Consider the following 24,196-nt stretch of genomic DNA (forward strand, 5'->3'; position numbering starts at 1 on the left):
TTTTGCAGCACAATTATGACAACAGATGAATCATTTGACATCCGGGCGAAAAGTACGTTGCCGGAGAGTGAGCGAGAGGTGGAAAATACACTGCGTCCGCTTACTTTCAGTGGCTTCAATGGTCAGGAGAAGATCGTAGAAAACCTGAAGATCTTCGTCAGCGCCGCCCGCATGCGGGGTGAATCACTCGACCACGTGCTGTTGCATGGTCCTCCGGGACTGGGTAAGACCACCCTTTCGAGCATCATCGCCAATGAACTGGGCGTCGGTTTCAGGGTTTCCTCAGGACCGGTGCTCGACAAGCCGGGAGATCTGGCAGGTATTCTCACTTCGCTGGAGCCCAACGATGTGCTTTTTATTGATGAGATACATCGTCTTTCACCAGTCGTGGAGGAGTATCTCTACAGTGCGATGGAAGACTATCGCATCGACATCGTAATCGACAAAGGACCCAGCGCCCGCTCCATACAGATAGACCTCAATCCTTTCACGCTGGTGGGTGCCACCACACGCAGTGGCCTGCTCACCAGTCCCCTGCGTGCCCGCTTCGGCATCAACATGCATCTTGAATATTACGATATCGATACACTTACTGGAATTGTGTTGCGATCTGCGGATATCCTGCAGATAGCGTGCGACCGGAATGCTGCATTGGAGATTGCCTCCCGCAGCCGCGGTACACCGCGAGTGGCCAACGCCCTTCTGCGCAGGGTGCGTGACTTTGCACAGGTGAAGGGTAACGGCCGCATCGATCGAGCCATCTCAACCTATGCGCTCGAAGCACTTTACATTGACAAGCATGGGTTGGATGAAATCGACAACAAGATACTGCTTACGATCATTGACAAATTCAATGGTGGACCAGTGGGAATATCTACCATCGCCACCGCCGTGGGGGATGATGCCGGTACCATTGAAGAAGTATATGAACCATTTTTAATCAAGGAGGGATTCATCAAGCGCACCCCACGTGGTCGTGAGGTGACTGAATTGGCTTATATTCATTTGGGCAGAGTGAAGAGGGGGGAGCAGGGAGAGTTGTTCTAATCTGTGGCGAAAGCAGCCAGCTTTCACAAATTATCTCAATAATTACTGAATATCAATTCTATTTTCAGGTTGCCCTCTCTTTTGTCAAGTTTGGCTGCCGTGGGCCACATCTGGTTCTGTAGGTCTGTTAGCGTTTGGGTACCGGAAGAATAGTAACTCTGCTGTGAGGTGGTGATGGTTGCATCTACCGGAACCAGGTAATAGACCAAATCTTTTGGATTTTCTCCCATCGTCCGGTTGTAGTAGTTCATCATTGCAGAGATGTTGTTAAAGTCGTAGCTGTAAGTGGTAGCATCGAACTTATCAGAGAGAAAACTGGTGACATTGTCCGGCAGTTTATTCTTTTCGAAGAATCCTGCCAACGAATCCCGGTTGATCAACAGCAGGTAATCGGGTGGAGAGATTTTTACCAGCGGATCTTCCGTTGCCTCAGGCATTGCGCTGAAAGAGAAATTGGCCAGGTTGAGAGCCCTGGATTCTAATTCCTGATTTATATCGCTGAAGGGAAAGGTGATCTCGGTCACTACCCCGGCAGGACTTTTCACGTAGGTGTGGCTGTCACTCTCTTCCAACAACTGTTGGTTATTGCTGCGAATGGTGTTGATCTGGGTCACATCAGGGGTGATGTAGAGTCTCATTGCATCGGTGCGGGTAGTATCCTGACCGGTCGAAGAGCCTTTTACATCGGTATAGTGATAATGAACGTAGAAGGTGGTGTAATTGACGTTTATAATGGTACTGTTTCCGAAACTGGTTGTAAAGTAGAGACCGGGAAAGAACTCTCTGAAACTGTTCAAATCGCTCATCTTTCCATGACCCGGTTTTTTGTATTCATTGAGAAACCGTTCACCAATTGTCAGGGGGAGATTCACACTGATGTCGTACACATTGTAAGACTCGGTGTTCCCGTATCCAGAATTGTAATACTCTGTGTGATAATTGTTGTTCTTTCCTGTAAACACTGTCTTCCCCAGCGGTGCTGACATTTCAGCATACTCTTCCGGATTGATGTGTGTATAGTTGTTGACCCCTTTGAGTGATCGGTTGAGCTCATATGCCGACAATTCCATTGGTGCCAGAGAATCACCCATCATGTTGGTGTATGATACAACAACCCTCACAGAATCAATGTGAGCGCCCGGTTTGAATTCTGATCCTTCAGGCAGGTAAAATTCACCCATAAACTCTGATTTGACAGATCCGAAAACCGGATCCAGGTATTCTCCCAGCACTGGATATTTGGTCCTGCCAAAAATTGAATCGAGTTGAATGGTACGGGCTTTAAGATGCATAGTGTCGATACCCACTGTGAGTGAGTCCATTCCCGGTTGGATGGAGAACCCCACCTGATCGAGTGTGTCGTCACAGGAGAGTGCCATAAAAGAGAGTAAGGCCACAATCAGCACCTTGTATAAAGAGTTGGGTTTCATTGGCTCCAAAATATTTTTTTTCAACGGCGCAAATATCAGAAAAAAAAGGTTCAGATGAAAGCTGTTCAAATGCTTTCTCTCATTTTTTAATGATAATTGTCTTACGTCGATTTAAAAAAAGAAATTCATTAAGGTTTTTAAGAGAATCATGCATCAATTTGATCGTAAAAGCGATTGATCTCATCAGAGTACTGTTCGAAGTCGCTCTGGAAAGGGAGTTGCTGAATGCCTTTGTCGGTTGCATAGCGGATTAGTTCCGGGTCAACCTTATCGCTTCCCATGATGATGCCATCTGAAAAGTCAATGGCCAGCTTCATCAGCTTGGTGTAATCAATCGTGCCAAGCGCTTTTACAGCTTCAACCTCTTTGTCTCCAATGCCGTCATATCGCAGCTTGCCGGCAAAGTCGGGTTGGAAGGGTCTGGAAAACGACTCGTCATAGAGTGAGCAAATCACTTTGCTGTTTCTAAAACAGGGATCGTCTGCATAACCCTTTTTGATGTAGAGTGGGGCCAACGCTGAAAACCAACCATGGCAGTGAATTACGTCAGGCACCCATCGTAGCTTCTTGATGGTTTCCATTACACCGCGAATGAAGAAAATACTTCTTTCATCATTGTCTTCATATTCTGCTCCTTCTTTGTCGGTCAGTAGTTCCTTGGTTTGGAAATAGTCTTCATTGTCGATGAAGTAGACCTGCATTCGAGCCGCTTGAATCGAGGCCACCTTGATGATCAGCGAATGGTCGGAGTCGTCGATGATCAGGTTCATCCCTGAGAGACGGATCACTTCGTGCAATTGGTTGCGGCGTTCGTTAATCGGTCCGTACTTGGGCATAAAGGCTCTGATTTCTTTTCCTTTTTCCTGGATGGCTTGTGGTAAGAAGCGTGAAGTGTTCGAGATGGGAGTTTCGTCGAGATAAGGGTATATTTCCTGCGTAATGTACAATATTTTTTTCTGGGACATGGAGCTAATTCTCTAAATTTGAGTACAAAGATAATAAAAAAAAATCAGACAATAACAAAATAAAAAGATGTCAATTTTATAATCAGCACTATAATAGGACTATAACAGGTTTATTGCGTTTTTCTGAATCTTTTTTTGCCGATGGATTACTTGTTCATTGCCACAAAATCAGCAATGCAACGGTTTATATTTCAACAATCCGTGAAAGAAAGCTAATTATTTTCTCAATGAAGGCAAATTTCTTCTCTATGTGGCAAATATTTTGTTGCTTTGCAGACTGAAACAAAATAATCAATGAAAGTTATTCATACTGTTTCCGGTCTCAACCTGGCACTGCAATCTATTCGCTGCAAGGGCGATTCTATAGGGTTTGTACCTACAATGGGGGCGTTACATGAAGGTCATGCAACACTAATCCGGCAAAGCATTGCAGAGAATGAATGTACGGTGGTAAGCCTTTTTGTGAACCCCACGCAGTTCAACAACAGTGATGATCTGCTGCTCTATCCCCGTACTCCGGAGGCAGATGAACAATTGTTGCAGGAGTTGGGGGTAGACTTTCTGTTTGCTCCTTCTGCAGAGGAGGTTTATCCGGAGCCGGACAGAAGGGTATTCGATTTTGGAGTGCTTGACAAAGTGATGGAAGGTCGCTATCGTCCCGGTCATTTCAATGGTGTAGCCCAGGTGGTAAGTCGCTTGTTCAGCTTCGTGCAGCCTGATAAAGTCTATTTCGGAGAGAAAGATTTCCAACAACTGGCCATCGTGCGTGAGATGACCGCAATGCTACATATCCCGGTGGAGATCGTGGGTGTGCCCATCGTGCGGGAGCAGTCGGGATTGGCCATGAGCAGCCGCAATCAACGTTTGTCGCTTCCGGAGCGGGAGCAGGCCTCTCGTATTTACCATGTTTTGCGTGACAGCCTACAAAAGAAGAGAGACTGTGCCCCACAGGAAATTGCATCGTGGGTTGTTCAGGAGATAAACAAAGTGCCCGGTTTACGTGTTGAATATTACGAAATTGTAGACGGATATTCACTCCAACCTCTTGCCTCCTGGGGTGAGAGTGATTGGCCGGTGGGTTGCATCGCCGTTTATTGTGGTGAAGTGCGTTTAATCGACAACATCAGTTACAGATAATAAGTTATGTGGGTAGAGACATTAAAATCAAAGATACACAAGGCAACAGTCACCGATGCCAATCTCAATTACGAGGGTAGCATCACCATCGACGAGAATCTGATCGATGCCGCGGGAATGTTTGTGCACGAGAAAGTTGCGGTAGTGAACAACAACAATGGTGAGCGATTCGAGACCTATATTATTCGCGGGGAACGCGGATCAGGGACCATTTGTCTCAATGGCGCAGCAGCCCGTAAGGTACAGGTAGGGGATGTGATCATCATCATGAGTTATGCTCTCCTTCCGCTGGAAGAGGCAAAGTCATTTGTTCCCACTGTGATCAACCTCGAGCCTGGCTCCAACAACATCCGCAGGTAACATTTGAAGTCAAAGAACCTGCCGCCGGTAGTGAATCACATCGGCGGTTTTTTTATGAAACCACAAAGTGTACAGCAATAAACAGATTCTAAAGGTTAGTTCACCCATCCTGCTAAGCTTGCTGGCGCAGAACATCATTCAGGTGATTGATACCGCCTTCCTCGGCCGTGTGGGGGAGGTGGAGCTGGGTGCGTCTGCCCTGGCAGGGATCATTTACATTGCCATCTACACCCTGGCCTTTGGTTTCAGTATGGGGAGTCAAATCCTCATAGGGCGGCGCAACGGTGAGGGGAACTACCATAAGATCGGCGAGATTGTGATCCAGGGGATCCTCTTCCTGTTGATCCCGGCACTCTTGCTGATTCCCCTGCTTCGTTACGCTGCGGTTCACTGGCTGCCGGCAATGTTCGCATCGCAGGATGTGGCAGGCGCGGTTACAGACTACATGGTGTGGCGTGTCTTCGGCCTTCTCTTTGCTTTTACCAACGTGATGTTTCGTGCCTTCTATATCGGCATTGCACGTACGAAAGTACTGACCATCAATGCGGTGGTGATGGGGCTGGTCAATGTGGTGTTCGACTATGGGTTAATCTTCGGGAATCTGGGTATGCCGGAAATGGGCATGGCCGGAGCAGCTATTGCTTCAGTGATAGCAGAGATGGCATCCACAATCTTTTTCATCCTCTATACACGTAAGACAGCCAATCCACACCAATATGGCTTCACCACAATACGCTTTCAGTGGCCGGTGATCAAGAAGATACTGGATATCTCCATCTTCATGATGGTGCAATACCTCTTATCGGTGGGCACCTGGATGCTTTTCTTTCTCTTCATCGAGAACTATATGGGTGAGCGATCGCTCGCGGTAACCAATATCGTACGCAGTTTCTACACCATTTTCACCATTCCCTCTCATGCTTTGGGGTCCTCCACCAGCACGTTGGTGAGCAACACCATCGGTGCCGGGAGGAACAGTGAAGTGCTTCAGCTGGTTAAACGAATCTCACTCCTTAGCATGGGCGTGATGTTACTTGTCATCTTGGTGATCTCACTCTTCCCGCGGCTCATGATACACATCTATACTGACGATCCCTCGTTGATAAGCGATACGGTGGTTCCGCTCTACGTGCTGATCTCGTCACTGCCCCTCTACAGTGTGGGCACAGTGCTCTTCAGTGCCGTCTCCGGTACCGGCAACACCCGTACAGCTCTCGGTTTCGAGATCTTCACCCTGTTCTTCTACCTGGCCTACATGTGGCTGGTGATTATCTTCCTCCGTTTGTCAGTAGCTGTTGCCTGGACCACCGAGCATGTCTACTGGATCTTCCTGATGACCCTCTCTTTCTATTATCTCCGCAGCGGGAAATGGAAAGATCGCAAGATTTAAGCATTTTTACTATCTTTATCTCCCAATAAGTTGCTAGTTATGGGATCAAGGATATTCTGCATTGCCTTTTTACTCCTCTCGGTGCTCACTTCTCCCGCACAGGAGTTTCGTTGGAGTACCGGTATGGATTACTTCTTCGATAATATGGAGTATAAACCTTCGCCATATGCCGATGCCCGTACCCTACAGGGTATCTGGTTAAACGCCCTGGGAGTTGTGGAATGGGACAGTTCCCACACCTTGGTTGCTGGGGTGAACCTGCTGAAGATGCCGGGGATGCGTCGTGCTGTTGACAAGGCTGAGGTCACGCTCTACTACAAATATGAAAACGAAAAGGTGCAGTTTCGTGCCGGTGCGTTCCCCCGCAGGGAGGTGCTCTCCAATTACTCAGATTTTTTTTTCAGAGATTCGGTGAATCAGTTTATGCCGCTGATGCAGGGTCTCTTCTGGCAGTTCGGCAGGGAGACTAACTTTTTCAACGCCTGGATGGACTGGACCGGTTATTCTACCGCCGAGGAACGTGAGAGTTTCTTCCTGGGTTTCTCCGGCAAAGCGAGCAAAGGCCTTTTTTTTGCTGATTTCCAATCCAACCTCTTTCATCTTGCCGGCAACTACCCCAACGACGGACGCTACGGCGTGAGTGAGGTGATCCAGGGTATCGCTTCAGCGGGGTTGCAGTATGACAGGGGAAGCAATTTTCAGGTGATGGCTTCGGCAGGTATCTTTGCAGGTGTGGAACGTGACCGCAAGGCAGAGGAGACTTATATCCCCATTGGTTTTATTGCACGATTCAATGCCGAATACATGGGGTTCGGCACCGAGAACAACCTCTATGCGGGAGATCCCCGCATGCGTCTTTTTGAGAGATATGGCAGTCAGCTTTACCGGGGTAATCCATTCCTGCAGGGAAGCCGCTATCTGCAAAGCAAATGGTATATTCGTCTCATTGAAACGGGGAGAACGAAGCTACGACTCAACTGCAATTTGCATTTCAGCGAGGGGGAATTGTTCTTCCAACAAGCACTGAATCTCTCTGTAACGGTCGGAACCCTTACGCCAGGGGAACGCAGCAACAGTGAGTATCCCTGGATGCGTTTTTTTCAATAATCGTCACATGTTATGGATCAGATCAGGCAACAAATAGAAGCGCTGCGTCAGCAGTTGCATGAACACAACTACAACTACTACGTCCTGTCACAACCGGAGATCTCAGATCAGGAGTTCGACCGGCTGATGGCCGAGTTGACTCACCTGGAAGCCCAATACCCGGAGTATGCCGACCCCAACTCACCCTCAGTCAGGGTGGGGAGTGATACCAACAAGAGTTTCACGCAGGTGGCGCATCGATATCCGATGTTGTCATTGCAAAACACCTATTCCGAAGATGAGGTGAAAGAGTTCTACAACCGGGTAAAGAAAAGCCTGAACGAAGATTTTGAAATCGTTTGTGAACTGAAATATGACGGCACCTCCATCTCTCTGATTTATGAGGAAGGGAAGCTTACTCGTGCCGTCACGCGGGGAGACGGACAAAAAGGGGATGATGTGACCGCCAACGTGCGTACCATCCGCAACGTACCACTTATTCTGAGAGGAACGGAGATCCCCCCCTACCTGGAGATGCGGGGTGAGATCCTGATGCCCTGGAGCTCATTCGATGAATTGAACCGTGAACGGGCCGCACAGGAAGAGCCTCTTTTTGCCAACCCCCGGAACGCAGCTTCCGGTACGCTGAAGCTGCAGGATTCACGTCTGGTCGCTTCGCGCCGATTGCAGTCGTTTGTCTATTACATGCTGGGAGAATCGCTTCCAACGGAAAGCCATTATGAGAATATGACTCTGGCACGTGGTTGGGGGCTCAACGTGTCGTCGGCCATGCAACGCTGTGAAACGCTAGATGAGGTGTTCGACTTCCTGCGTTTCTGGGACCATGAGCGGCGACAACTGCCGGTGACCACCGACGGTGTGGTGATCAAGGTCGATTCGCTGGTGCAACAGCGCAATCTGGGCTACACTTCCAAGTTTCCCCGCTGGGCCATTGCCTATAAGTTTAACCCGGAGCAGGCGGTAACCACCTTGGAGTCAGTTTCCTGGCAGGTGGGTCGTACAGGTGCGGTAACGCCAGTGGCTAACCTGGAGCCGGTATTGCTGTCCGGCACTACCGTTAAGCGTGCCTCACTCTATAACGAAGATGCGATCCATGCCCTCGACCTGCACATTGGAGACAAGGTTTATGTGGAAAAAGGGGGTGAAATTATTCCCAAAATCACAGGTGTGGACAAAGATGCACGCTTCCTGTTGGGGGACAAGGTGACTTTCACACGTAACTGCCCTGCGTGTGGCAGTTTGTTGGTCCGTAACGAGGATGAGGCGGTACATTATTGCCCCAACAGTGCCGGCTGCCCCCCGCAAATCAAGGGTCGCATCGAACATTTCGTGACCCGTAAGGCGATGGACATCACCATCGGACCGGAGACGATTTCACTGCTTTACGACAAAGGGATGATCCATGATGCTGCCGATCTTTACTTACTCCGTTTCGATGATCTGGCAGTTCTTGAACGGTGGGGTGAGACCAGTGCCCGAAATCTGTTACAAAGCATCGAACAGTCAAAAACGGTACCCTATGAGCGGGTACTCCACGCGCTTGGAATCCGTTATGTGGGTGAGACGGTGGCACGCAAGCTGGCACACGCTTTCCCGCACATTGAGCGTTTGATGGCGGCAACAGAGGAGGAGCTGACGGCTGTGGAGGAGATAGGTGATCGTATCGCACAAAGTGTAACAGCCTATTTTGCAAACCCGGAAAGCCTTTTGTTTGTTGAGCGACTCCGCAAGGTGGGGCTACAGTTTACGCTCAGCGCGGAGACGCTGGCCGGCAGAACAGATAAGCTAAGTGGATTGACCATTGTGATCAGTGGTACATTTGCGTTGCATTCGCGTGATGAATACAAGGCAATGATCCTGCAACACGGTGGTAAGAACAGCGGATCGGTATCCAAAAAAACCGATTATATCCTTGCCGGAGAGAACATGGGGCCGGCGAAGCTGGAGAAAGCAGCGAAGCTGGGGGTGAAAGTGATTGACGAGCAGACTTTCCTGCAGATGATTGGTTCGTGACAGGGAGGTTTATTCCTCCATGTTGAAGCTGCTTGTGCCAATGTGGTGCCCATCGGCAAAGATATCTGCTTTGAAGGTGCCCGGCATCAGGAACTCCTCGATATCCCAGTAGAGGGTTACCGGTATCTCTTCGCCTCCATATTCCACAATACGATGCATGGAATAAAGAATATCCCTGTTCTCATAGGGGAAGGTATGGGTGGGACTCTTGGAGAGTACTGTCCCATCGGGTGTCATCAGTCGCACGTAAATGCTTCGCTCTCCCGGTTCAGTGGTGATGTTGCGGGCGATGGTGAAGGAGACCACAAACTGACTGCTGCGACTGAGCCTCGACTGCTCCCTGCCACGGTTGTTCACTGCCTTCACCGCGATGTTGGTAGCCACCAGCTGTGCAGCCAACGACACTTTCTCTGTCAGTTCTTCTTTCTCCTGTGATACTTGTGTCAGTGTACGGTTGGTCTCATTAAACTGGCGTGTAATCTGCCGATTTTCAGCCCGCAGCTCTTCATTCAGTCGGTTAAGGGAGTCAATCTGATGGATGTAGGAGCGCAGCACCTTTCGCAAAGTGGAAAGCTCATCTTTTAGTCGTCTGATCTCTGCCTGGTCGGTGGCTTTTGTCATGCGCAGCTCCTCCTGGAGGCGCATCACCTTCGTCCGTTCGTTCTCCAGCTTGTATAGTAGTGAGTCGTTCTGTACACTGAACTTGAACCCTTCATACTGTAGTGAGATCGCTTCGTACTCATCCTCCAACTCCTGTTTGTCGAGGGTAAACTGTTGCTGCATATCTTCAATTTCAGCATTCTTGTTTACCAGGAAGCCAATTGCGATGGCCAACACGATGGCCAACACTCCGATGACGGCGATCAGTTGAGCTGTTCTTTCCTTAAAGTCAAATTTCATCTAAACCCTTATTTTTCAATCGGGAGCAAAATTAACCGTTTTCACCTGAAAAGCCAATGAAGCGATCCCCTTTTTCATTAATTTAAGATTTCCTCATTCCTCCCGTGCGAAGGCGATGGGGGAGAGTGTTCCCCGCCTCGCAGATCCCTAAAAGATCGAGAGGTTTGTCACGGTGGTGAACTGTTCCAGGAAGAGCATTCCCCTGTATGAGTTGCCTTTGCTGTTAAGTCTTGGACTCCAAACGGCAATGACATACCTGCCCGGGTGCACTGCCACGATGCCACCCCCCACACCACTTTTACCCGGCAGCCCCACCTTGAAAGTGAACTCGCCTGCTTCATCGTAGAAGCCACAGGTCTGCATCAGCGCGTTGGTACGTTTGGTGCGGCTGGGAGAGAGAATGCGTTCCCCCGACCAGGGTACCACCCCGTTGTTGGCCAGGAAGAGGAAAGTAGATCCAAGTTCTTTGCAGCTCATCTCCAGGGAACAAAGGTGGAAGTAAAGATCCATCACCGTTTCAATCTCGTTTTCAATGTTGCCGAACGATTTCATGAGGTAAATCATGGCATAGTTACGGTTTCCCGTCTCTTTTTCTGATTGTGCTACCCTTGGGTTATAGTCGATGGTGTCATTGCCTGAAAGAGCTCTCACAAAAGCGAGCATCTCCTCCCTGGGATTATCCAGCTCGCTTACCAGTATATCACAAATGAGGATGGCCCCTGCATTGATAAATGGGTTACGAGGGATGCCTCTGTCCACTTCCAACTGCAGGAGGGAGTTGAAGGGCGTGCCAGCCGGTTCCAGGTTGGTTCGTTTCCAGACATCACTTTTCAGTCGCCTGTAAGCCATTACAAATGAGAGCACCTTGGCGATGCTTTGTATGGAGAATCGCTTCGCTGCATCTCCGTAAGAGTAACCTTTACCCTCTACGGTTTTCAGATGTACACCAAACTGATTGGGATCGACAGAAGCCAACTCAGGGATGTAAGCAGCCACTTCACCCCTGTCCTCTATTTTTTGGAGATCACGAAATATCTCTTCGAAAGTTTTCTCGTAATGCATGATCTGGAAGGCTAAACAGTAAGGTTCAATTTCTAAGGCAAAGATAATCGGAAAAGAGATAGAGAGGGGGATTTGTGACATTTTTTTCTATCTTTATCGTTCCAAACATTAAAGTAAAAACTGCAACGATGAAAAGATCACTTGTAAGTCTGTGCCTCTCCTTTTTGCTCTTTTCTCCTCTCTTTGCCGATGAGGGGATGTGGATGATTCACCTGCTGAGACAGCAGAAACTGGCTGAGATGCAACAGATGGGATTGAAACTGGATGATGTGGATATCTACAACCCCGATGGCTCCTCTCTTAAGGATGCCGTGGTACAGTTTGGAAGAGGTTGTACGGGTGAGGTGATTTCGCCAAACGGGCTGGTGCTCACCAATCACCACTGTGGATACGGACAGATACAGCAGCATAGCACCCTGGAACGCAACTATCTGGAAGAGGGGTTCTGGGCCATGTCGCCCGAGGAGGAACTCCCCAATCCCGGGCTTACGGTGACCTTCATTGAGGGGATTGAAGAGGTGACCGATTGGGTGAAGGAGTGCCTGGAACGAGACAGGGCGGACGACACAGAAGGCCTCTTTTATCTCTCACCTTCTTATCTGAATCGCCTTGCACGTCAGAAAGCAGGGGAGCAGTTTCTGGCTGACCATCCCGGTACGGAAGTGGAAATTAAACCCTTCTTCGATGGAAATCAATATTACCTCTTTACCAAAAAAGTCTATTCAGACATACGGCTTGTGGGTGCCCCTCCAAGTGCCATCGGTAAGTTTGGTGCCGACACCGACAATTGGATGTGGCCACGCCACACGGGAGATTTCAATCTTTTTCGTGTCTATGCAGACAAGGATGGCAATCCTGCTCCCTATGCAGCAACCAATGTGCCGTTACGTCCCAAGCGGTGGTTTCCCATCTCCACAGCCGGGGTTGAGGAGGGTGATTTTGCCATGATGCTTGGTTTTCCCGGCACTACCCATGCCTATTATACATCGTGGGAGGTGGCTGAGCGACGTGATATTGACAATGCAGTGCGCATAGCCATGCGTGCAGTGCGCCAGGAGGCGATGCTGGAGGAGATGCTGCGTGATCCGGCAGTGAAAATCCAGTATGCCTCCAAATATTCAGGTTCAACCAATGGCTACAAGAACGCCATTGGCAGCAGTTGGGCAATCGATAAGCGTGATTTTGAGCAACAGAAGAGCGTCATGCAGGAGCGACTTCTGGAGTGGGCAGCGACGAACAACCAGGCGAAATATGGGGATGCCCTTGCAGAAATTGAGCGAATCGTGACTGAAAGGGCTTCATTGCGCTACCGTAGCTGGATGCTGACGGAGGCTATTCTCCGGGGTATAGAATTTGCGGCGGTGCCCACCGAGACTGCTGAAGCCCTCTCTGTTGCCTTGTCCGAGAATGATCAAGAGCGGATTGATGCGTTGATTGATCAGTTGTCGGATGAATTTCATCAATTCAACAACAAGGATTACAACAGAGAGGTAGATCGCAAGGTGGCACGGGCCATGTTGAAGGCTTATACTGATGGTGTGCAGCTGGAACTTCAACCCACAATCTTCACTGTTCTTCACGATCGCTTTTCCGGTGATATTGATCGCTTTGTGGATCATCTGCTCGATCACTCCCTTTTTGGCAACGCTGAAGCGATGCAACAATTTATGGAGCATCCTTCGCGGGAGACTTTACGCAACGACCCGCTGTTTACCTTTGCACGTTCGGTGCGCGAGGAGTCACGCACACTGCAAAGTGAGCTGGCCAGGTTCGAACCCCCATTCCGCTTGGCGCGACGCACCTTGCTGGAGGGACTGCTGGCCATGGAGGGAGAGCATGCCCTCTTTCCCGATGCCAACCTCACACTGCGTCTCACCTATGGTCAGGTGAAGGGATACCGGCCTCGTGACGGGGTGGTTTTTACCCATCAAACCACCTTGGATGGCGTAATGGAGAAAGAGGATCCGGACAACTGGGAGTTCGTGGTGCCTGAGAAACTGAAACGTCTTTACCGGGAGGGTGATTTTGGACCATATGCCTTGCCCGACGGTCGTATGCCGGTTGCTTTTGCTGCCACCACCCACACCACCGGGGGCAACTCAGGCAGTCCGGTTCTGAACGGCTGTGGTCAGTTGATTGGCATCAACTTCGACCGCAACTGGGAAGGGGTAGGCGGAGACATCACCTATCTACCCGATTACCAACGCAGCATCATCGTTGACATTCGTTATGTGCTTTTCGTGATTGAAAAGTATGCCGGAGCAAATCGCCTCATGGAGGAGATGGAATTGCTTTAAAACATGGGAAAAAAGTGTGATCATTTTGAGAAACATATCTAAATAAACGCTATATTTGACAAGATATCCATCCCTCAAAATCATAGCCTATGAAAGCAACGAAACTTACTTTTTTGCTCCTCCTGACGATGTCGCTGGTCATCAGCTGTGGCAGCTCGCGACGTGCAGCGATGGACCAGGCTTCCCGCTTGTATGGCCTCTGGGAGGTGAAGGCAATTCATAACAGTGATGAGCCGGGTTATAAACAGATACCACCCGGTATGTTCAAGATGATCTTCCCCAATGGTCAGTTCATGAATTTTATCTCTACCCAGGAGGGTGCTATCATCACGGTCGACGGTTCCTATCGTATTGAAGGGGATCTTTACACCGAAGAGATCGTCCATTCCTTCAACAAGAGTCAGGAGGGAAAGCATAACCCTCTGCAGATGAAGCTTTCGCAACAGCATTTTATGTACCTGCGCTGGTTTCAGCCAATTGATGAGTTTGGCATGGAACGTAACCGCTGGATTGAGGAGATCTGGCAACGGGTCCGCATTGAGGATCTGGAGGTGAGCAACGTAGATTTGCAGCAGGAGCTCTCCTCCCTGCCGGTCAACGAAGAGGGGATCAGGAAGGTGATTGAATGACCTCTCCCAAACGAAAGATGGCGACACCGTGTGTATGTCGCCATTTCTATCCGATTGAAGCAGTCCTTATAGTTTCTGCAATGCTGCTTCAAGGTCTGCCTTGATGTCGTCAATGTGTTCATACCCTACCGAAAGCCGCAACAGGTTGGGATAAACTCCAGCCGCCAGTTGGGCCTCCTGGGGCAGTTGCTGATGCGTGGTGCTGGCAGGGTGAATGATCAATGTTTTCGCATCCCCTACGTTTGCAAGATGACTGATCAGAGAGAGGTTGTCAATGATGCGTGCAGTTTGATCCACATCTCCCTTCACGAAGAACGAGAGTACACCGCCGTAACCGCCGTTCTTCAGGTACTTCTTGGCCAGTGTGTGGTACTTGCTGCTTTCCAGTCCGGGGTAATTTACCTTCTCCACCTTAGGATGCTTCTCCAGCCAGCGTGCCATCTCCAGTGTGTTGGCATTGATGCGTTCCGCACGCAGAGAGAGTGTCTCAATCCCTTGCAACAGAAGGAAGGTGTTGAATGGGCTGTTCACCGGCCCCAGGTCTCTCAGGCCCTCCACGCGGCAACGGATTGCAAAGGCAATGTTTCCAAATGGAGATCCCTCGCCAAAGGTATTCCAAAAGTTGAGACCGTGGTATCCTTCAGAAGGTTCACTGAACATCGGAAATTTGCCGTTACCCCAGTTGAAGTTGCCCCCGTCAATCACCACGCCTCCCATGGAGGTACCGTGTCCGCCAATCCATTTGGTGGCGGAGTGCAATACGATGTTGGCTCCCCATTCAAAGGGATTGCAGAGATACCCTCCCTGTCCGAAGGTGTTGTCTACGATCAGTGGAATCTGATTCGCTTTTGCCACCTGTGCGATGGCTTCAAAATCGGGTATGTTGTATTCCGGATTACCAATGGTCTCCAGGTATATAGCCTTTGTCTTTTCGTCAATTAGTGAGGCGATGCTATCAACATTGTCGCCGTCGGCAAAGCGTACATCAATACCCATTCGTTTGAAGGCCACTTTGAACTGATTGTAGGTGCCTCCGTAGAGGAAAGATGAGGAGACAATGTTGTCACCTGCCTCGGCCAGATTGTGAATGGCCAGCAACTGGGCTGCCTGTCCCGAGGAGGTGGCAACTGCCGCCACACCCCCTTCAAGGGCTGCCATACGTTTCTCAAATACATCGGTGGTCGGGTTCATCAGTCGGGTGTAGATGTTGCCGAACTCTTTTAACCCGAAGAGGTTGGCGCCATGCTCGGCGCTCTTGAATGTAAATGCTGTAGTCTGATAAATTGGTACCGCTCTAGCACCCGTTACCGGGTCAGATTCCTGCCCCGCATGTAACTGTAATGTTTCAAAATGTTCTTTTCTCATTGCAATCCAAAATTAATGTCCCGCAAAAATAGGGGAAATAATGAGAAAATGACATGAAAGGACGGGTATAAGTGATAAATTAACACTTATTCAGAAAACAGCCTGCTACGAGCAATCATGCAGGCACCAATGATGCCGGCTTTGTTCTTTAATTTGGAGGTGACAATTTGGGTGTCTTTGTTCACCAGGTTCAGAGAATGCTTTTTAATGGAACTGCGGATAGGCAGCATGAGGAAGCCTTCAGTCTCAGCTACCTGTCCGCCAATCACCACCAGCTCGGGGTTGAAGATGTTAATCAGCCCTGCGATGTACCTTCCCAATTTATAGCCCACCTCTTCCACGATCTCAATGCAGAGCGGATCTTCGTTGTTGGTGGCTTCAATGATATGGGTCAGGGTGAGCTGATCCAGGTCCTTCACCTTTTGGGTGAGGATACTGCTTTCCCCCTGTCTGATCCGCTCTTTGACGGTACGGTGTATGGCCAGGCCTGATGCTTCGGTTTCGAGGCATCCTTTCTTTCCGCAATGACAGATAATCTCATTGTCGTAGATGGGGAAGTGACCAAACTCGCCTGAAAAACCCGATTTACCGTAATAGGGCTTGCCGTCGATGATGATGCCAATGCCAAGTCCCCAGCTCACGTTGACGAAGATGACGTTTTTTTCGTTTTCAACCACCCCTTTCATGTACTCACCGTAAGCCATGGCCCGGGTGTCGTTGTCGATGCTCACCGGATAGTGGAGCTTCTCGGTGAGGATCTCACTGATGGGTTCTTCGCTGAAGTAAAAGCTGCTAAAACTGTAACCTGTTTCCGGATTAACTCTTCCGGAAATGTTCAGGTTGATGTGATAGATCTTGGGCTTCATCTCTCCTGTCTTGTCGATGAATTTCTGCAGGTGCCCGCAGAGCAGGTCGAACGATTCGGGAGTGTTCTCGTAGGTGAAGGAGATGCCCATTTCGTTGTCCACAATCCTGCCGGTGAAATCCATCAGCGCGATGTTGAGGTGGTGACGGCTCATGTCAGCACCAACGAAGTAGGCGGAGGTGGGTTTCAGTCCATATACAATGGGATGACGGCCACCGGGGGTATGTATCTTCCCGAATTCAGTAATCAAACCCTGGTCCGTCAGTTCACCGATGAACTTGGTGATGGTGGGTACGCTCAAATCGAGCTCTTTTGCCAATTCAGCAATTGTATCGTTGCCCAAGTTGATGAAATGGGAGATGATGTCCTTTTTTATTTGAATATTTTTCGGACTTTTGTCGCTCTTGAAAAAGTGATTTTTCACCATGTTCTTTCTGTGATATTGAATAATCAGATTTGATTGTTAAAACAAAATCAGAGAGCATGTTCCTGTGCATCATTTGTGTGATGATTGTGTATGGAACCGTTCGTGTCGCACCTCTGTCAATTCTGTTTTGTCTATAGGTGTTTGGCGTTCATATCATTCATAAAATCACAAAAATACGAATATTTTTCAATATTCAAAAAAAAAGTTCTGTTTACAATCATTGCAACAATTGCTGATTTCTCTCAATTATTTTTTATTTTTTTAAATTATTTCTACATCTTTGTGGGTAACATAACCTGTTGCCAGGTGTGATGCATTTGGATGAGAACAATCACTTTAAAATAGTTACACCGTGAATTACTTTTATCTTGTACCGGCAGCCTCCGTGGTTGCGTTGTTGTTTGCCCTTTACTTCTTCAAGCGGATGATGCGTGAGAGTGAGGGTACTGAAAAAATGGTTACCATCGCGCGCTATGTGCGGGAGGGAGCAATGTCCTATCTCACCCAGCAATACAGGGTGGTAATAGTGGTCTTCGTCATACTGGCCATCCTTTTTGGAGTGATGGCATACTTTGGGTTGCAAAACAACTGGGTTCCATTTGCCTTTCTTACCGGTGGCTTTTTCTCCGGACTGGCCGGCTTCTTCGGGATGAAGACCGCCACCTACGCTTCGGCCCGCACAGCCAATGCCGTGCAGCGGTCGCTCAACAGTGGACTGCAGATTGCATTCCGCTCCGGAGCAGTGATGGGCTTGGTGGTGGTAGGGTTGGCACTGCTCGATATCTCGGTGTGGTACCTGGTGCTCGATCATTTCATCGAAGATGAAGCGACCGGTCACAAGCTGGTAATGATCACCACCACCATGCTCACCTTCGGCATGGGTGCCTCTACCCAGGCGCTCTTTGCCCGTGTGGGAGGGGGTATCTATACCAAGGCGGCCGATGTGGGTGCCGACCTTGTGGGGAAGGTAGAAGCGGGCATCCCCGAGGATGACCCCCGCAATCCCGCCACCATCGCCGACAACGTGGGTGACAACGTGGGTGACGTGGCCGGCATGGGTGCCGACCTCTACGAATCCTACTGTGGTTCCATCCTCTCCACGGCGGCACTGGGTGCCTCAGCCTATGTGCTTAATCCCGCGATGCAAACGAAAGCGGTTTTCGCCCCGATGATCATTGCAGCCATCGGTGTTTTCCTCTCCATCATCGGCATCTTCCTGGTGCGTACAGGCGAGAAAGCATCGGTGAAGCAACTGATGGATTCCCTCAACAGGGGGGTCAACGTGAGTGCTGTGCTAATTGCCGGCGCTACCTTCGGCATCCTCTACCTGCTGGGCTTCAGCAACTGGGTGGGTCTCTCCTTCTCGGTGATCGCCGGGCTGCTGGCCGGCATCATCATTGGTCAGGGCACCGAATATTTCACATCGCACTCCTACCGTCCCACGAGGATGATCGCGGAGAGTGCCAAGACTGGTCCTGCCACGGTGATCATCGCCGGTATGGGCAACGGATTCATCTCTACCGTGATTCCAGTGGTTACGATTGTGGCGGCCATCCTGATCTCCTACCTGTCGGCCATCCGCTTCGACGTAGCGAACATGATGAGTGCCGCGAACCTTAGCATGGGGCTCTATGGCATCGCCATCGCCGCGGTCGGGATGCTCTCCACGCTGGGCATCACACTGGCCACCGATGCTTACGGACCCATTGCCGACAATGCGGGTGGCAACGCTGAGATGAGCGGTCTCGGGCCTGAAGTGCGCAAGCGTACCGATGCGCTGGATGCGCTAGGCAACACCACTGCCGCTACCGGCAAGGGATTTGCCATCGGCTCGGCGGCACTGACGGCGCTGGCGCTGATCGCCTCCTACATGGAGGAGATTCGCATCGGCATGATGCGGCTCGGACATACGCTGTTGGAGTTCGCTGACGGTGAGACGGTGGAGGTGGCCAGGGCCAGCTTTGTCGATTTCATGAACTACTATCAGGTGACGCTGATGAACCCAAAGGTGCTGGCAGGCATCTTCATCGGATCCATGATGGCATTTCTCTTCTGCGGACTGACAATGAACGCTGTGGGCAGGGCGGCACAGAAGATGGTGGAGGAGGTGCGCCGACAGTTCCGTGATATCAAGGGGATACTGACGGGTGAGGCTACACCCGACTATGCGCTCTGTGTGGAGATCTCCACCAAGGGAGCACAACGTGAGATGCTCCTTCCTTCACTCCTGGCCATCGCGATACCCATTCTGATTGGTATCTTGCTGGGCGTTCCCGGCGTGTTGGGATTGCTGGCCGGGGGGCTGGGAGCCGGTTTCGTACTGGCCATCTTCATGGCCAACTCGGGGGGTGCCTGGGACAATGCCAAAAAGTACATCGAAGAGGGACACCTCGGCGGCAAGGGAAGCGATGCACACAAGGCCACGGTGGTGGGCGATACGGTGGGTGATCCCTTCAAGGATACCTCCGGGCCGTCGCTCAACATCCTGATCAAGCTGATGAGCATGGTCTCCATCGTGATGGCCGGCCTGACGGTAGCCTGGAGCCTCCTGTAAGAAACAACTTGTTTAGTGTTTATTATCATTTTGCATGTTTGTTCGTTCGGTTTTTTTTTGTATATTTGATCCCTGAAAAAATCACCCTTTTAGGCTATTCATCAATCATCAAATAGAACCAAATTTATGAGCTTTTTAACGAACGACAAACTGACAATTGTAGGAGCAGCCGGCATGATCGGTTCCAACATGGCACAGACTGCTGCCATGATGCGTTTAACACCCAATATCTGTCTCTACGACCCCTTTGCACTGGGTCTCGAGGGAGTGGTTGAAGAGATGCGTCACTGTGGCTTTGAAGGCGTGAACTTCACCTATTCAACCGATGTGAAGGAGGCCTTCAGCGGCAGCAAGTACATGATCTCTTCCGGTGGTGCGCCCCGTAAGGATGGCATGACCCGTGAGGATCTGCTGAAGGGCAACGCTGAGATTGCCGCACAGCTTGGCAAGGATATCAAGAATTACTGTCCCGAGCTGAAGCACCTCACCATCATCTTCAATCCGGCCGACATCACCGGGCTGGTGGCGTTGATCTATTCAGGTCTGAAGCCGTCACAGGTGACCACCCTGGCAGCACTTGACAGCACCCGCCTGCAGAGTGAACTGGCAAAGAACTTCGGTGTGGAGCAGAGCAAGGTGACCGGTGCCCGCACTTATGGTGGCCACGGTGAGCAGATGGCTGTTTTTGCCTCTACCGCAAAAATTGATGGCACACCATTGTCCGAACTGATCGGCACTGAAAAGTTGACCAACGAAGCATGGGCTGACCTGAAGGTGCGTGTCACCAAGGGGGGTGCCAACATCATCAAGCTGCGCGGCCGTTCTTCCTTCCAAAGCCCTGCATACACCTCTGTGGAGATGATCCGTGCCACCATGGGCGGAGAAGCCTTCCGCTGGCCTTCAGGCTGTTACGTGAACACCCCCGAGTTTGGCCACATCATGATGGGAATGGAAACCACACTCGACAAGAACGGTGTTTCTTTCGGTGAGGTGAAGGGTACTGACGCCGAGATTGCTGATCTGAAGCAGAGCTACGGCCACCTGGTGAAGCTGCGCGACGAAGTGATTGCCATGGGAATCATCCCCACGGTGGATCAGTGGAGCAGTGTCAACCCGAATCTGTAAGCTGAGATAGTTGCAACATACCAAAAAAGACGGCCCATGGGCCGTCTTTTTTTATCTCAATTTTTGATCTCCTGCACGGTGGGGGGTTATCGCTCCACGTATGTTTTTACCATTCCATTCCCGGGAGGCAGCATGGTCACCCGGAATCCCCTCTTCTGCAGGAGAGTGATGAGTGGTGCCGGCGGGAAGGGAGCAAGCAGTAACATGCACTCGCCCGATTTCAGTTTCTCCGCCTCACTCATCACGGCATCTTTGGGTTGGTCCCCTGCTTTGATGATGGGACGCACATCAAGGGTGAAGGTTACCGGTGTCACGGGAGCCTGTTCAGCGACCTGCAGCGATTCCTCATCATAGCCAGCGCTTAAACGCGCGCCGAGCGACTCCAGACCTGCTGCCTGTCGAAGGCTGTCCACCATCTCAACTGCATTGATGTTGCCCACCTTTGCTGCCTGTTGCAGTGAGGTGACACGTGCAACGGTTCTGCGCAACACCGGATTCTTCAGGGCAGCAAACGTGGGTGCCAGGCGACACAGTAGCTCTTCCAGTTCCGGATATTCGCGTAGCAGCTCGGCCACCTTCGTATCGGGCGTGATATCTAATTTACTTCTGCTCATAAGAGAGGAGGCGTTTATCTCCTTCAAGCTGCCGCAGTCGGGTGATGTCTTGCGTCACCTCCACTACACCGAGGTAGTCACCCTCCTTGCTTCTCACGGCCGAATACTCAATGTATACGAACCGATCCTTCATGAAAGATGACATCCAGAAGACAGCTTTGTTCTCCTTGCCACTCTTGAAGTCGGTGAGGATCTGTTCCACGATGTGCACGCTGCCCGGGGGGTGGCACATTCGAACATCGCGTCCAAGGATGGCGCGGTTTCGTTCAAACACCCTGTTTGGGCTATGGGAGAAGAAACGCACTTTGTCGTTTTTGTCCACGAAAGTGATGTCGATGGGGAGGTGCAGGAAGAGCGCCTCCAGCTCACCGATGTCGAAGGCTCCCGAAGAGAGACGAATGGCGTCGGCAGTTACATATTCCTGTTTCTCCGCCCTCATGCCTTCCGGTTTCCACTCATCCTGCGGATCAATCAGGCAATAGCCAAAGTCAGCTGTTTCGTTATACACCTTGTACCACTCCTCATCGCTGAGCGTATCCATCGCCATGGGGAGCAGTATCTCCTCCTCCTTCATGATCATCCCTTCAATCATCTCCACCGTGTGATCCAGTACCAGCTCCACCAGCGACTGCAGCTCTTCCGCGCTCTCCACCGGTGCGGCAAGGGCTTCGTGCGCGTTCTTCAGGAGCCCGCGAGTCTCGTCATGCTTGCCCCACATCACCTTTGGGGGGCCGGTGATCAGATGTTTTTCCAGGAAGGGAAAGAGCAGGTATTCCTTACGCAGGTAGTGCTTCTCCACATCGGCGAAATTGTTAAAGATGGTGCGCAGTTGCAGGATGAAGGCCGGCACGTCGCTTTCGCTCACCTGCCACAGCTGTTCCTTCACCAGCCTGTAGGCATCAACCTCCCTTCTCAGGGCACTGTTCTCCTTTTTGAAAGTGTCCACCGGATGTCCTCCTGGAATCTGTTTCGCCGCCTCCAGGTCGATGCTTCCATCGAGCACCGCGGTGTGAAGGTCACAGAAATCGAGGATCTCCTCTTCGGTCAATGCGTTGCTGTTGATCAGCTCCTGCTCCACCTCCACCACCTCGTGGTAGGGGATCTGTTGCAGGGCGTCGATTAGGCGGCTACGCAGCACTTCGGGGTTGTCCCCTTCGTGCAGCCGGAGCAGGAGGTGTTTCAGCAGCTCCTTGCGTTGGGAAGAATTGTTGATCAGTTCGCTCATACTTATTTAGTTTTGGAATACAAATATACTATTTAGAATCAATATGAATTGCAATCCGGATTCTATTCTATTCAATTTAATAAAATATTAACCAATGAGATTCATTTAGATTCATGTAGAGCGATTGACTCAGGCAATTCATGGTAGTTTTCTGCAGTAATTTTTCGTTTTGAAGGGTGTTGGATATAAAAAAGGTTATATTTGCAGAGAGAAAAGAAAAAAGTTTAATCCCTGAAAATAATATCAAAAGTCATGAGCAATCAACTAACCAGAAGAAAATTTTTCAAGACGGCAGCCGTGGGTGCTGCCGGTGTGGCACTGTTCCCGCAGTTCCTGGCATCCTGTATTCAAAACAAGAAAGCTGACGGCGACGGTATCCTCCGCCTTGGGTTTATCGGACTGGGTCAGCAAGCGATGTACCTGCTGGCCGGTTATCTCGGCATGGAAGGTGTGCAGGTCGTTGCCGGCAGTGATGTCTACGGTGTGAAACGGGAACGTTTCCTGAAGCGGGTGAACGCCCGTTACGCCGAAACCGGCGAAGAGGTTGTCGTGGAGACCTACGAGAACTACAAGGATCTGATCGCCCGCGACGACATCGACGTGGTGGTGATTGCCAGCCCCGATCACTGGCATGCCTTTATGGCGATCGATGCCTGTAACGCCAAGAAGCACATCTATCTGGAGAAACCGCTCACCTTCACCATCAAGGAGGGTCAGCTGCTCCGCCAGGCGGTACGCGACAACGGTGTGGTGCTGGGTGTGGGGAGCCAGCAGCGTTCCGATACCAACTTCCAGCACGCTGTGAAGATGGTGCAAGAGGGACGTATCGGTAAGATTGAAAAGGTGAACGCCTATGTGGGAGCACCACCCGTACCATACGACCTGCCCGAGGAGCCGGTGCCGGCCGACCTGAACTGGCCCATGTGGCTGGGACCATCGGAATACCTGCACTACAATGCACAGCTCAACCCGCCCATCTCGCTCGATCCCGAGCAGAATGAACAGTTCTGGGGTGCCTGGCGCTGGTACAAGGAGATTGGCGGCGGCTTCACCACCGACTGGGGTGCCCACATGTTCGACATCGCGCAATGGGGACTTGGCATGGATGAGAGCGGTCCCGTAGAGGTCATCCCGGCCGGCTACGAGGGAACCCAGTTCCTCACCTTCAAGTATGCCAACGGGGTTGTGATGACCGAGGAGCCGTTCAACGAGCAACAAACCAAGGGTGTCAAGTTCTGGGGCGACAAGGGATGGATTGAGATCTCCCGTGAGCATTTCCTCGCTTCCGACGAGAGCCTGTTGCCACCGGCCGCGGAAGTGTCGGAGGGAGCCTATGAGACACAGATCCCGCACCTGGAGAACTTCATCAACGCCGTAAAGACGAAGAGCGATCCTGTGGTGCCGGTAGAAATTGGTCACCGCTCCTGCACCGTCTGCACGTTGGGGAACATCGCCTACGACCTGGGGCGTCCCGTCAAGTGGGATCCCGCTGCAGAGAAGTTCGTAGATGATACCGAGGCCGATGGCCATCGGTTGTTCAACAAGAGCTACAGCGAAGGATACACCCTGTAAGGGATCTCCGTTTCTGAAACCAAAAAAAGCTGCCCGCGGGCAGCTTTTTTGTTTCACAGTGGGGGATGAGCAGTTGATGGATAAAACGGTTTGATTTGTGCCAGTGATTTCG

19 protein-coding genes are annotated in these 24,196 nt (G+C 50.7%); 11 read left to right on the top strand and 8 right to left on the bottom strand.

The genetic code is table 11. From position 1 onward, the window contains the following. Positions 1-15 precede the first annotated feature (15 nt). A complete protein-coding gene (ruvB, locus tag JS578_09460) occupies positions 16-1,047 on the top strand; it encodes a Holliday junction branch migration DNA helicase RuvB (protein QRX63103.1) in 1,032 nt (343 codons plus the stop codon). A 35-nt stretch (positions 1,048-1,082) separates the two neighbouring features. Here ruvB and JS578_09465 read toward each other — a convergent pair whose 3' ends face one another. Together JS578_09465 and JS578_09470 are read right to left on the bottom strand one after the other, a co-directional pair. After that, entirely contained in the window at positions 1,083-2,477 is a 1,395-nt protein-coding gene (locus JS578_09465; GenBank protein QRX63104.1) for a DUF4270 domain-containing protein, read from the bottom strand. 146 nt (positions 2,478-2,623) lie between these two features. Further along, positions 2,624-3,442 (bottom strand): glycogen/starch synthase, encoded by an 819-nt coding sequence (locus JS578_09470; GenBank protein ID QRX63105.1) that lies wholly within the window; start codon positions 3,440-3,442, stop codon positions 2,624-2,626. A gap of 294 nt (positions 3,443-3,736) precedes the next feature. Between JS578_09470 and JS578_09475 the strand changes: the two genes are divergently transcribed. The 5 genes from JS578_09475 (at position 3,737) to ligA (ending at position 9,449) form a co-directional block, all read left to right on the top strand. Then, entirely contained in the window at positions 3,737-4,579 is an 843-nt protein-coding gene (locus tag JS578_09475; GenBank protein ID QRX63106.1) for a pantoate--beta-alanine ligase, read from the top strand. Between the two features lie 6 nt (positions 4,580-4,585). Further along, on the top strand, positions 4,586-4,939 hold the full coding sequence (locus tag JS578_09480; GenBank protein QRX63107.1) for an aspartate 1-decarboxylase: 354 nt from the start codon (positions 4,586-4,588) through the stop codon (positions 4,937-4,939). A 118-nt stretch (positions 4,940-5,057) separates the two neighbouring features. Beyond that, a complete protein-coding gene (locus JS578_09485) occupies positions 5,058-6,329 on the top strand; it encodes an MATE family efflux transporter (protein ID QRX64978.1) in 1,272 nt (423 codons plus the stop codon). 39 nt (positions 6,330-6,368) lie between these two features. Continuing rightward, a complete protein-coding gene (locus JS578_09490; GenBank protein ID QRX63108.1) occupies positions 6,369-7,436 on the top strand; it encodes a hypothetical protein in 1,068 nt (355 codons plus the stop codon). Positions 7,437-7,448: 12 nt separating this feature from the next. Then, positions 7,449-9,449 (top strand): NAD-dependent DNA ligase LigA, encoded by a 2,001-nt coding sequence (gene ligA / locus JS578_09495; GenBank protein QRX63109.1) that lies wholly within the window; start codon positions 7,449-7,451, stop codon positions 9,447-9,449. Positions 9,450-9,458: 9 nt separating this feature from the next. On the opposite strand, the gene JS578_09500 is transcribed toward ligA, so the two are convergent. Further along, positions 9,459-10,349, bottom strand: a complete 891-nt coding sequence (locus JS578_09500) for a hypothetical protein (GenBank protein QRX63110.1) — start codon at positions 10,347-10,349, stop codon at positions 9,459-9,461. 147 nt (positions 10,350-10,496) lie between these two features. Further along, positions 10,497-11,411: a glutaminase gene (locus JS578_09505; protein ID QRX63111.1), complete on the bottom strand. Its 915-nt coding sequence runs from the start codon at positions 11,409-11,411 to the stop codon at positions 10,497-10,499. A 128-nt stretch (positions 11,412-11,539) separates the two neighbouring features. Between JS578_09505 and JS578_09510 the strand changes: the two genes are divergently transcribed. Both JS578_09510 and JS578_09515 read left to right on the top strand, forming a co-directional pair. After that, on the top strand, positions 11,540-13,708 hold the full coding sequence (locus JS578_09510; protein QRX63112.1) for a S46 family peptidase: 2,169 nt from the start codon (positions 11,540-11,542) through the stop codon (positions 13,706-13,708). 89 nt (positions 13,709-13,797) lie between these two features. After that, positions 13,798-14,337 (top strand): DUF4488 domain-containing protein, encoded by a 540-nt coding sequence (locus JS578_09515; protein QRX63113.1) that lies wholly within the window; start codon positions 13,798-13,800, stop codon positions 14,335-14,337. Between the two features lie 66 nt (positions 14,338-14,403). Here the strand turns inward: JS578_09515 and JS578_09520 are convergent, their stop codons facing one another. Both JS578_09520 and JS578_09525 read right to left on the bottom strand, forming a co-directional pair. Beyond that, complete coding sequence (locus tag JS578_09520) at positions 14,404-15,702, bottom strand: O-acetylhomoserine aminocarboxypropyltransferase/cysteine synthase (protein ID QRX63114.1); 1,299 nt, start codon at positions 15,700-15,702, stop codon at positions 14,404-14,406. Between the two features lie 86 nt (positions 15,703-15,788). Beyond that, the gene (locus tag JS578_09525) at positions 15,789-16,994 is read right to left on the bottom strand and encodes an ROK family transcriptional regulator (protein ID QRX63115.1); all 1,206 of its coding nucleotides are present in this window, start codon (positions 16,992-16,994) and stop codon (positions 15,789-15,791) included. A gap of 352 nt (positions 16,995-17,346) precedes the next feature. Between JS578_09525 and JS578_09530 the strand changes: the two genes are divergently transcribed. Together JS578_09530 and JS578_09535 are read left to right on the top strand one after the other, a co-directional pair. After that, positions 17,347-19,548: a sodium-translocating pyrophosphatase gene (locus tag JS578_09530; protein QRX63116.1), complete on the top strand. Its 2,202-nt coding sequence runs from the start codon at positions 17,347-17,349 to the stop codon at positions 19,546-19,548. 126 nt (positions 19,549-19,674) lie between these two features. After that, a complete protein-coding gene (locus tag JS578_09535) occupies positions 19,675-20,673 on the top strand; it encodes a malate dehydrogenase (GenBank protein ID QRX63117.1) in 999 nt (332 codons plus the stop codon). Positions 20,674-20,759: 86 nt separating this feature from the next. On the opposite strand, the gene JS578_09540 is transcribed toward JS578_09535, so the two are convergent. Beyond that, positions 20,760-21,287 carry a DUF1858 domain-containing protein gene (locus JS578_09540; protein ID QRX63118.1) on the bottom strand — a complete coding sequence of 176 codons (528 nt, stop codon included), beginning with the start codon at positions 21,285-21,287 and terminating at the stop codon, positions 20,760-20,762. Beyond that, a complete protein-coding gene (locus JS578_09545) occupies positions 21,274-22,512 on the bottom strand; it encodes a DUF438 domain-containing protein (GenBank protein QRX63119.1) in 1,239 nt (412 codons plus the stop codon). Before JS578_09545 ends, JS578_09540 begins: the two co-directional genes overlap by 14 nt. A 252-nt stretch (positions 22,513-22,764) precedes the next feature. On the opposite strand from JS578_09545, the gene JS578_09550 reads away from it, so the two are divergent. After that, positions 22,765-24,084, top strand: coding sequence for a Gfo/Idh/MocA family oxidoreductase (locus JS578_09550; protein QRX63120.1), 1,320 nt, complete (start codon positions 22,765-22,767; stop codon positions 24,082-24,084). Positions 24,085-24,196 lie beyond the last annotated feature (112 nt).

The sequence above is a fragment of the Dysgonomonadaceae bacterium zrk40 genome, from assembly GCA_016916535.1.
Taxonomy (GTDB): Bacteria; Bacteroidota; Bacteroidia; order Bacteroidales; family Dysgonomonadaceae; genus Proteiniphilum.

Coding starts and splice junctions, on each gene's coding strand:
- ruvB (QRX63103.1), top strand. CDS start 16: ATGACAACAGATGAATCATTTGACATCCGGGCGAAAAGTACGTTGCCG.
- JS578_09465 (QRX63104.1), bottom strand. CDS start 2,477: ATGAAACCCAACTCTTTATACAAGGTGCTGATTGTGGCCTTACTCTCT.
- JS578_09470 (QRX63105.1), bottom strand. CDS start 3,442: ATGTCCCAGAAAAAAATATTGTACATTACGCAGGAAATATACCCTTAT.
- JS578_09475 (QRX63106.1), top strand. CDS start 3,737: ATGAAAGTTATTCATACTGTTTCCGGTCTCAACCTGGCACTGCAATCT.
- JS578_09480 (QRX63107.1), top strand. CDS start 4,586: ATGTGGGTAGAGACATTAAAATCAAAGATACACAAGGCAACAGTCACC.
- JS578_09490 (QRX63108.1), top strand. CDS start 6,369: ATGGGATCAAGGATATTCTGCATTGCCTTTTTACTCCTCTCGGTGCTC.
- ligA (QRX63109.1), top strand. CDS start 7,449: ATGGATCAGATCAGGCAACAAATAGAAGCGCTGCGTCAGCAGTTGCAT.
- JS578_09500 (QRX63110.1), bottom strand. CDS start 10,349: ATGAAATTTGACTTTAAGGAAAGAACAGCTCAACTGATCGCCGTCATC.
- JS578_09505 (QRX63111.1), bottom strand. CDS start 11,411: ATGCATTACGAGAAAACTTTCGAAGAGATATTTCGTGATCTCCAAAAA.
- JS578_09510 (QRX63112.1), top strand. CDS start 11,540: ATGAAAAGATCACTTGTAAGTCTGTGCCTCTCCTTTTTGCTCTTTTCT.
- JS578_09515 (QRX63113.1), top strand. CDS start 13,798: ATGAAAGCAACGAAACTTACTTTTTTGCTCCTCCTGACGATGTCGCTG.
- JS578_09520 (QRX63114.1), bottom strand. CDS start 15,702: ATGAGAAAAGAACATTTTGAAACATTACAGTTACATGCGGGGCAGGAA.
- JS578_09525 (QRX63115.1), bottom strand. CDS start 16,994: ATGGTGAAAAATCACTTTTTCAAGAGCGACAAAAGTCCGAAAAATATT.
- JS578_09535 (QRX63117.1), top strand. CDS start 19,675: ATGAGCTTTTTAACGAACGACAAACTGACAATTGTAGGAGCAGCCGGC.
- JS578_09540 (QRX63118.1), bottom strand. CDS start 21,287: ATGAGCAGAAGTAAATTAGATATCACGCCCGATACGAAGGTGGCCGAG.
- JS578_09545 (QRX63119.1), bottom strand. CDS start 22,512: ATGAGCGAACTGATCAACAATTCTTCCCAACGCAAGGAGCTGCTGAAA.
- JS578_09550 (QRX63120.1), top strand. CDS start 22,765: ATGAGCAATCAACTAACCAGAAGAAAATTTTTCAAGACGGCAGCCGTG.